Origin of the sequence: Microbacterium sp. (assembly GCF_032084865.1) — a bacterium.
Taxonomy (GTDB): Bacteria; Actinomycetota; Actinomycetes; order Actinomycetales; family Microbacteriaceae; genus Microbacterium.
On the sequence record NZ_DAMDLU010000089.1, the window covers coordinates 5808 to 11674 of the forward strand.

Here is a 5867-nt window from a genome sequence, read left to right on the forward strand (position 1 = left end):
CGCCGGGACAGCCCCCGGCCGCGGTGGGCGATCCGCTCCGCGACATCGACGATGGCGCGTGCCGCGATGTCGTCGGGATCGCCGAGCACGACCGGTACGCCCTGGTCGCCGCCCCGGCGCAGCGCCGGGCTGAGCGGAATGGATGCCAGCAGCGGAACGTCATCGCCGTCGGTGCTGAGCGCCCTCGCCACCTCGGCGCCTCCGCCCTCGCCGAACAGGTCGAGCAGGGTCCCGTCGGGCAGGGCGAACGCCGCCATGTTCTCGATCACGCCGATCACCCGCTGACCGGTCTGCCTGGCGACGAGCCCGCTGCGGATCGCGACGTCGGCCGCCGCCGGCTGCGGGGTGGTCACCACGAGCACCTCGGCGTGCGGCAGGATCTGGCCGATCGAGATCGCGATGTCTCCGGTGCCCGGGGGCATGTCGATCAGCAGCACGTCGAGGTCGCCGAAGAACACGTCGGTGAGGAACTGCTGCACGGTGCGATGCAGCATCGGCCCGCGCCACGCGACCACGGCTTCGCCGTCGCGCAGGAACATGCCGATCGACACGGTCTTCACGTCGTGTGCGACCGGCGGCAGCATGAGGTCGTCGATGCGGGTGGGCTGCGTGCCGGGCGCGATGCCCAGCAGCCCCGGGATCGAGAAGCCGTGCACATCGGCATCCACCAGTCCGACCCGGAGCCCTTGACGGGCGAGGGCGACGGCCAGATTCGCGGTGACGGTGGACTTGCCGACGCCGCCCTTCCCGCTCGAGACGAGGATCACCCGCGTCAGCGAGTCCGGTCCGAACGGCATCTGCCGGGCGGGGCGACCCTCGCGCAGCTTCTCAGTGAGCGCACGCCGCTCGTCGGGGGTCATGACGCCGACGTCGACGGTGACCTCATCGATGCCGGGAACGGATGCCGCGGCATCCCGGACATCCTGCTCGATGTGCTGGGCGGCGGGGCATCCGACGATCGTGAGCACGATGCCGACCCGCGCGATCGTGCCGTGGACGGCGATGTCGCGCACCATGTCGAGGTCGCCGATCGGGCGGCGCAGCTCGGGGTCGGTGACGGCCGCGACAGCCGTGCGCACGCGGTCAGCGAGCGTCATGGCTGTTCTCGGCTGCGCTGTCGTCGCTGAGGTCGGCGAGGAGGGCTTTCAGCTCCTGGCGCAGTGCGTCGCGGGTGATCTGCTGGTTCGAGCGCTCCTCGAGGGCCATGCGCAGCGCGACGATCTCGCGGGCGAGGTACTCGGTGTCGGCGAGGTTGCGCTCGGCGCGCTGACGGTCCTGCTCGATCTGCACGCGGTCGCGGTCGTCCTGGCGGTTCTGTGCGAGCAGGATGAGGGGAGCGGCGTACGAGGCCTGCAGCGACAGGATCAATGTGAGGGCGGTGAAGCCCAGTGCGGCGGAGTCGAAGCGCCACCACCCGTTCTGCTCGGCCAGCAGCGTGTAGCCGATCCAGAGCGCGCAGAACAGGGTGAGGATGGTGAGGAAGGTCGGAGTGCCCATCGCTCGAGCGACCCACTCGGTGAACCGTCCGAACCGGTCGCGCGACGGCGTCTGGGAGCGCGAGACGCCGCGGGTGCCGGGGGTGTCGAGGCGCGCGGTGCGCGACGGACGCGCCATCATCGGATTCCTGCTGTCGGCTCGTCGGCGTCATGGGTGCGCCAGTCGTCGGGCAGCAGGTAGTCGAGCACGTCGTCGACGCTGATGGCGCCCATCAGGCGGTGGGCGGTGTCGATCACGGGGAGCGAGACGAGGTCGTAGCTGGCGAGCATGCGCGCGACCTCGGCCGCCGACGCGGTGACGGCGACCGGCTCGACGGACTCGTCGAGGATCGCGCCGAGCCGCTCGTGCGGGGGATAGCGCAGCATCTTCTGGAAGTGCACGACGCCGAGCAGGCGCCCCGTCGGCGTCTCGAACGGCGGCAGCGTGACGAACACGGCTGCGGCGAGGGCCGGGTGCAGCTCGTGGCGACGGATGAGCGCCAGCGCCTCGGCGACGGTCGCGTCGGCCGACAGGATGATCGGCTCAGGGGTCATCAGCCCGCCGGCGGTGTCGGCGCCGTAGCGCAGCAGCTTGCGGACGTCCTCGGCCTCTTCCGGGTCCATCAGGGTGAGCAGGTGCTCGAGTCGCTCCGGCGGCAGCTGGGCGAGCAGGTCGGCGGCGTCGTCGGGCTCCATCTCGTCGAGCACGTCTGCGGCGCGCTCGTCGCCCAGCCGATCGAGGATGCCGACCTGGTCGTCTTCGGGCATCTCCTCGAGCGCGTCGGCGAGTCTCTCGTCGGGCAGCTCCTCGGCGACCTCGATCCGTCGCTCCTGAGGCAGGTCGAGCAGGGTGGTGGCGAGGTCGGCAGCGTGCAGTTCGGAATAGGTGGCGACCAGCTGCTCGGCCGACTGCGCCTCGCCGGGCTCTCGCAGCTCGGCGACCTCGTTCCACGAGGCGAATGTCGTCGGACCCTTCGCGAACGGCGACGCGCTGGTCTTCGCCTTGCGCAGGAACAGCTGGGTGATTCCCCACTCGCTGTGCCGGTCCTGCTCGATGGCGACGTCTTCGACCACGGCCGTGCCGCCGCCGTCGATGAGGCTGACCCGGCGGCCGAGGAACTCGGCGACCACGCGCACCTCGCCGGGGCGGGGCTGGAAGCGACGCACGTTGATGAGGCCGGTGGTGATGACCTGGCCGGCGCGGATGGAGGTGACGCGGCCGATGGAGAGGAAGACGTGGCGGCGGCCGGGGATCTCGACGACGAGCCCGATGACGCGCGGCGAGGCCGTCTTGCGGTACACGATGACGACGTCGCGCACTTTGCCGAGGCGATCGCCGGCGGGGTCGAAGACGGCGCATCCTGCCAGACGTGCGACGAAGACCCGTTGTGTGCTCACGCGTCAAGCGTAGTCCGCGAGGTCGCTGTCGGCCGGGCGGGTGACGTCGCATAGGGGTCGATGGGACAATGGCCGGATGAGCATGCTGAATCGACCGGGAAAAGGCACCGATCTCGGCGAGGTGATCGCCTCGACGAAGGATTACGAGGCTGCCCAGAAGATCGTCTCGAAGCTGATCGCGGGAGAGGTGCCCGCGCGCGACATCGCGATCGTCGGTGAGGGTGTGCGCACGGTCGAGCGTGTGACCGGGAAGCTCGGATACGCGGCTGCGGCGCGGTCGGGGGCGACCAACGGCGTGCTGATCGGTCTGCTGCTCTCTGCTGTCATGCTGTTCGGCACCCCGGATGCTCCGATCTCGCTCTTCCTGGGCTTCCTGCTCATCGGTGTCGCGCTCGGCATGATCATGAGCCTGGTGACCTACTCGATCGTGCGTCGCCGTCGTGATTTCGCGAGCATGACGCAGATGCTCGCCGACCACTACGAGGTGCGGGTGCAGCCCGCGTCGCTGACCAAGGCGCGGGGCGTCGTCGGTCCGGAGCGGTCGCAGACGGTGCGTCCGCCGGTGGATCTCAGCGAGCCGCCGCGGTACGGCGAGCGTGTTCCGTCTGCCGGGCAGGGCGGCTCGAGTGCTGCCGGGCAGGGTGATTCCGCGGGCGCGGCGGGTCACGGCGATTCCGACGGCCCGACGGATGCATCCGGTCCCGGGACGCCGGGGGGCCCGGTGTCTCCGATGCCGCAGCCCGTCGCGGACCCTGCTCCTGCGCCTGCCCCGGATCCCGCCGTTCCCGGGTCGGGTCCTGTTCCCGGATCGGATCCTGTTCCCGGATCGGATCCTGTTCCCGGGTCGGATCCTGTTCCTGGATCGGGTCCTGTTCCCGGGTCGGATCCTGTTCCTGGAGCGGCTCCTGCTCCCGATCCGGCTCCCGTGCCGGATCCCGCTCCCGGAAAGACCGGCGGCCCGGTCGTTCCTCCCAAGCCTCCACTTCCGGGTGCGGAGCCCGGCATCGACTCACCCGGTGGCACTGCTGACCCCGCGGCTGGTGGTCCCGTGCCTGCGCCGAAGCCCGGCGTCGGCAGCGACCTGTCGACTCCGACCGATCCGCGATGACGGATTCGAGCGGCCAGGCGACGGGCGCTTCGGCCTGGGCGCTCGGGCTGCTCGTGCTGCTGCCGGTTCCGTTCCTGGGTTCGTTGGCCGCCGGCGGCGGGATGATCGCGGCCTACGGATCGCTGTCGCGCCAGGGGCCGCTGGCGAAGCAGAACGCCGCTCTCGCACGTTCGTGGGGCCGCCTGTTCCTGATCGTGTCCACGGCGCTGCTGCTCGTGCAGCTCACTCTCGGGCTCGTGCGGCTGACGCAGCCGAGCGCCGTTGCGTCGGGTCTTCTGCCGCAGGGCATCCCGCTGCTGCTGTACGTGATCGTGTGCGTCGTGCATCTGGTCGTGGTGCTCGTCGCGCTGCGGCGCGCGCGTCGCGGTGAGGTCGTGCGTCTTCCGTTCGCCCGGAGCGTCTGATGGCCGTCTCGGTGCAGCTGCCGTCGGGACCCGTGGCGGTGACGACGGCCTGGGAGGAGCCGAGCGGAGCCTCGCGCGGTGTCGTCGCGATCGCTCACGGGGCCGGCGCGGGTATGGATCACCCGTTCCTGATCGGTTTCTCGGAGGCGCTTCGTGCCGAGGGACTCACGACGGTGCGCTTCAACTTCCCCTACGTCGAGGCGGGGCGGCGGATGCCCGGGCCTGCCGCGCACGCTGTGCTGACCTGGCGCGCCGTGGTCGCGTCGATCCGTTCCGAACGGCCCGGAGCCGCGATCTGGGCGTGCGGCAAGTCGTACGGCGGCCGGATGGCGTCGATGGCTGTCGCTGAGGGGCTGGAGGTGGACGGGCTCGTGTATCTCGGATACCCGCTGCATCCGCCCGGCAAGCCCGACAAGCCGCGAATCGAGCATCTGCCCATCGTGCGCCCGCCGCAGCTGTTCGTGGAGGGCACGAATGATCCGTTCGTGCAGCCGCTGTCGCAGCTGGAGGAGGCGGTGGCGTCGTGTCGGGATGCCCGGATCACATGGATCGCCGGGGGTGGGCACTCGTTCGAGGTGAAGGGCGCCAAGCGGCCTGCCGACGTCGTCGGCGCGGAGCTCGCGCCGCTGGTGGTGGCGTTCATCGACGAGGTCGAGCGGCGGCGGGTGCAGGAATGAGCGTGGGGTTGCATCACGTCGAGCTGTGGTTGGCGGATGGCATCTCGGCGTCAGGATGGCCGTGGTTGTTGGAGCAGGTCGGCTTCGTCCGGACGCAGAGCTGGGAGGGCGGCGAGTCCTGGTCGGCGGGCGGCGCCTACCTGACCCTGACCACGTCGCCGACGTTGTCGTCGGTGCAGCATGACCGACGCCGCGCAGGCATGAATCATCTCGCTTTTCACGGCGGCTCTCCGAGCGATGTCGACGCGCTGATGGAGGCGGCGCAGCCTCATGGTTGGCGTCCGCTGTACGCCGACCGCTATCCGCACGCCGGTGGCGACGCGCATTACGCGGGGTGGCTGGAGAATGCTGCCGGCTTCAAGGTCGAGGTCGTCGCTCAGCAGGAGTGAACGGTGGCGGGGTACGTCGGCTTCGCCCTCAGCCAGCAGGCTCGCTCACGTCGTGGCCGGGATAGCTGGTCGAACAGTCAGGACTTGACTGCAGCGTGCTCTTCCGGCCGCTCGGCCAATCGTTCGCCCATGCGGTTGGCGGCAGGTTGGCCGCGGGTGCAGGGGCGGCCGGGTGGACGCTCAGGCGATTGCGGGTCGGAAGCGTCGGGGCGGCGGGTCGATCCCGGCCCAGGCCGCGACCAGTGCTGCGCGTGCACGCAGGGGGATGGCAGGCTCGCCGCCGGGCGGATGCAGCAGGAACTCGCCTGTCCCTTCTCGGGTGATGCGCCATCCGCCGTGGTGCAGTTGCATGTGATGGTGGCGGCAGAGCAGGATGCCTCGGTCGATATCGGTGCGGCCGCCATCGCGTGCCCATT

General features: G+C 70.5%; 7 protein-coding genes. 4 read left to right on the forward strand and 3 right to left on the reverse strand.

The features are described from left to right. The 3 genes from RT309_RS10130 to RT309_RS10140 form a co-directional block, all read right to left on the reverse strand. The coding region (locus tag RT309_RS10130) for an Mrp/NBP35 family ATP-binding protein (RefSeq protein ID WP_313356745.1) at positions 1-1097 on the reverse strand (1097 nt) is incomplete at its 3' end. Next, positions 1084-1614, reverse strand: coding sequence for a DUF1003 domain-containing protein (locus RT309_RS10135; RefSeq protein WP_313356751.1), 531 nt, complete (start codon positions 1612-1614; stop codon positions 1084-1086). The genes RT309_RS10135 and RT309_RS10130, both read right to left, overlap by 14 nt. Then, a complete protein-coding gene (locus RT309_RS10140) occupies positions 1614-2873 on the reverse strand; it encodes a magnesium transporter MgtE N-terminal domain-containing protein (RefSeq protein ID WP_313356746.1) in 1260 nt (419 codons plus the stop codon). Before RT309_RS10140 ends, RT309_RS10135 begins: the two co-directional genes overlap by 1 nt. A 76-nt stretch (positions 2874-2949) precedes the next feature. Between RT309_RS10140 and RT309_RS10145 the strand changes: the two genes are divergently transcribed. From RT309_RS10145 to RT309_RS10160, 4 genes are read left to right on the forward strand one after another with little or no spacing between them, the layout of a single operon-like run. After that, positions 2950-3981, forward strand: a complete 1032-nt coding sequence (locus RT309_RS10145; protein ID WP_313356747.1) for a general stress protein — start codon at positions 2950-2952, stop codon at positions 3979-3981. Next, the gene (locus RT309_RS10150) at positions 3978-4385 is read left to right on the forward strand and encodes a hypothetical protein (protein ID WP_313356748.1); all 408 of its coding nucleotides are present in this window, start codon (positions 3978-3980) and stop codon (positions 4383-4385) included. The genes RT309_RS10145 and RT309_RS10150 overlap by 4 nt, the downstream gene beginning before the upstream one ends. After that, on the forward strand, positions 4385-5062 hold the full coding sequence (locus RT309_RS10155) for an alpha/beta family hydrolase (protein ID WP_313356749.1): 678 nt from the start codon (positions 4385-4387) through the stop codon (positions 5060-5062). Before RT309_RS10150 ends, RT309_RS10155 begins: the two co-directional genes overlap by 1 nt. Continuing rightward, positions 5059-5451, forward strand: coding sequence for a glyoxalase (locus tag RT309_RS10160; protein WP_313356750.1), 393 nt, complete (start codon positions 5059-5061; stop codon positions 5449-5451). Before RT309_RS10155 ends, RT309_RS10160 begins: the two co-directional genes overlap by 4 nt. The last annotated feature ends 416 nt before the right edge of the window (positions 5452-5867 follow it).

Bases quoted from the DNA above. Each gene is read 5' to 3' on its own strand.
- RT309_RS10135 (WP_313356751.1), bottom strand. From the start codon at position 1,614: ATGGCGCGTCCGTCGCGCACCGCGCGCCTCGACACCCCCGGCACCCGC.
- RT309_RS10145 (WP_313356747.1), top strand. From the start codon at position 2,950: ATGAGCATGCTGAATCGACCGGGAAAAGGCACCGATCTCGGCGAGGTG.
- RT309_RS10150 (WP_313356748.1), top strand. From the start codon at position 3,978: ATGACGGATTCGAGCGGCCAGGCGACGGGCGCTTCGGCCTGGGCGCTC.
- RT309_RS10155 (WP_313356749.1), top strand. From the start codon at position 4,385: ATGGCCGTCTCGGTGCAGCTGCCGTCGGGACCCGTGGCGGTGACGACG.
- RT309_RS10160 (WP_313356750.1), top strand. From the start codon at position 5,059: ATGAGCGTGGGGTTGCATCACGTCGAGCTGTGGTTGGCGGATGGCATC.